General features: G+C 43.4%; 4 protein-coding genes. 2 read left to right on the forward strand and 2 right to left on the reverse strand.

Features of this window, described 5'->3' with window-relative positions:
* Positions 1 to 575: 575 nt before the first annotated feature.
* Positions 576 to 824: a hypothetical protein gene (locus ACEYW6_RS35985; protein WP_412983574.1), complete on the reverse strand. Its 249-nt coding sequence runs from the start codon at positions 822 to 824 to the stop codon at positions 576 to 578.
* A 25-nt stretch (positions 825 to 849) separates the two neighbouring features.
* Positions 850 to 999, reverse strand: a complete 150-nt coding sequence (locus ACEYW6_RS35990) for a hypothetical protein (RefSeq protein WP_412983575.1) — start codon at positions 997 to 999, stop codon at positions 850 to 852.
* A gap of 456 nt (positions 1,000 to 1,455) precedes the next feature.
* On the opposite strand from ACEYW6_RS35990, the gene ACEYW6_RS35995 reads away from it, so the two are divergent.
* Entirely contained in the window at positions 1,456 to 1,605 is a 150-nt protein-coding gene (locus ACEYW6_RS35995) for a hypothetical protein (protein WP_412983575.1), read from the forward strand.
* Positions 1,606 to 1,630: 25 nt separating this feature from the next.
* Complete coding sequence (locus ACEYW6_RS36000; RefSeq protein WP_412983574.1) at positions 1,631 to 1,879, forward strand: hypothetical protein; 249 nt, start codon at positions 1,631 to 1,633, stop codon at positions 1,877 to 1,879.
* The last annotated feature ends 575 nt before the right edge of the window (positions 1,880 to 2,454 follow it).

A 2,454-nucleotide genomic window follows, 5' to 3' on the forward strand; every position in this document is an offset into this window, starting at 1 on the left:
ACCCTCATCCCCAATCCCTCATTCCCCAATACCCAAACCTCATTCCCCATAGCCTTGCCCTCTGAGAATGACCTTGGAGGGCATTGAATTTACAAAGATGCCCAATGTATCAGCAAGCAATACAAGTCAGCCTCTAGCCGATTTAAATGGCATCAGCTTGCATAGGACTGCTAAACATTAAAAAATGGGAATTTGAGGGTTTTGGGGTTTTGGTAGTCACCTTTGGTAGTCACGAGGACTTTGGTAGTCACGAGGATTAATATTCTATTTATATAGAGGTCGTGACTACGGTATCAAGCTCTGATACAAAATGTCGTGACTACGGTATCAAGCTCTAATACAAAATATAGGGGTCGTGACTACGGTATCAAGATGAGGTAGTCATAGTTAAAAGCAATAGTATTCTTTGTATAGGGGTCGTGACTACGGTATCAAGCTCTGATACAAAATGCTGAGGTCGTGACTACGGCCGTCGGTCGATGACTGACTTGGTAGCAAGGTTGAGGTAGTCATGGCAACCATAGAGGAATACCTCGATAAATGTCGAGTTTATGTGAGACTTCTCTATGGTTAAACTACACGGGTAATACCTTTTTTTTTTGTTTTTGGGGGCAAGTCCGCGCGCGGGTAAATCGATGGGTCGTAAATTTTCCTGGGGTCAAAACCAGTTTCAAAACTTTGAGCTTGCGATCGCACCAAGGGGAATTAGCAATTACGATGGATATGAGGCGAGGTGAGAGACTATGACTATGACGATTGTCGAGAAATCTGGAAGCGATCGCACCGAGGAAGACGCGGCGATAGCCGCCGTCGTTCGCTTGCAAAGCAAGCAGTCCATCGGTAAGGTGATCAACTGTTAGCGATCGCGGACACCGCTTCGCGGATACAACATCCTGTTAGAATCTGGACAGAGGATAATCTAACCAGTTCAGTTAAAGACGACAAGCTAAATAACAGGTATGCTTGCAAGCCGATAAAGTTACGTAACAGGATAGCCACACGAAGATATAACCAGATGTGAAGAGATGAGTTTAGACATATGCAGCGCTAACAGGTTACGATAACTTGTTATGCACATATACAACCATTAGCTAACTAGTTATGCAGATGTGTAGTTGTTAATTAACCAGTTATGCAGACATGAAGCTGTTAGTTAACCAGTTAATGCAGATATGAGATGATGCTCACAGGTTGAATGCAGATATAACCAGTAGTGTCTGTTAATTTAAATTAACAGACACTACTGGTTATATCTGCATTCAACCTGTGAGCATCATCTCATATCTGCATTAACTGGTTAACTAACAGCTTCATGTCTGCATAACTGGTTAATTAACAACTACACATCTGCATAACTAGTTAGCTAATGGTTGTATATGTGCATAACAAGTTATCGTAACCTGTTAGCGCTGCATATGTCTAAACTCATCTCTTCACATCTGGTTATATCTTCGTGTGGCTATCCTGTTACGTAACTTTATCGGCTTGCAAGCATACCTGTTATTTAGCTTGTCGTCTTTAACTGAACTGGTTAGATTATCCTCTGTCCAGATTCTAACAGGATGTTGTATCCGCGAAGCGGTGTCCGCGATCGCTAACAGTTGATCACCTTACCGATGGACTGCTTGCTTTGCAAGCGAACGACGGCGGCTATCGCCGCGTCTTCCTCGGTGCGATCGCTTCCAGATTTCTCGACAATCGTCATAGTCATAGTCTCTCACCTCGCCTCATATCCATCGTAATTGCTAATTCCCCTTGGTGCGATCGCAAGCTCAAAGTTTTGAAACTGGTTTTGACCCCAGGAAAATTTACGACCCATCGATTTACCCGCGCGCGGACTTGCCCCCAAAAACAAAAAAAAAAGGTATTACCCGTGTAGTTTAACCATAGAGAAGTCTCACATAAACTCGACATTTATCGAGGTATTCCTCTATGGTTGCCATGACTACCTCAACCTTGCTACCAAGTCAGTCATCGACCGACGGCCGTAGTCACGACCTCAGCATTTTGTATCAGAGCTTGATACCGTAGTCACGACCCCTATACAAAGAATACTATTGCTTTTAACTATGACTACCTCATCTTGATACCGTAGTCACGACCCCTATATTTTGTATTAGAGCTTGATACCGTAGTCACGACATTTTGTATCAGAGCTTGATACCGTAGTCACGACCTCTATATAAATAGAATATTAATCCTCGTGACTACCAAAGTCCTCGTGACTACCAAAGGTGACTACCAAAACCCCAAAACCCTCAAATTCCCATTTTTTAATGTTTAGCAGTCCTATGCAAGCTGATGCCATTTAAATCGGCTAGAGGCTGACTTGTATTGCTTGCTGATACATTGGGCATCTTTGTAAATTCAATGCCCTCCAAGGTCATTCTCAGAGGGCAAGGCTATGGGGAATGAGGTTTGGGTATTGGGGAATGAGGGATTGGGGATGAGGGT

Source organism: Nostoc sp. UIC 10607 (assembly GCF_047228265.1).
Classification (GTDB): domain Bacteria; phylum Cyanobacteriota; class Cyanobacteriia; order Cyanobacteriales; family Nostocaceae; genus Nostoc; species Nostoc foliaceum_A.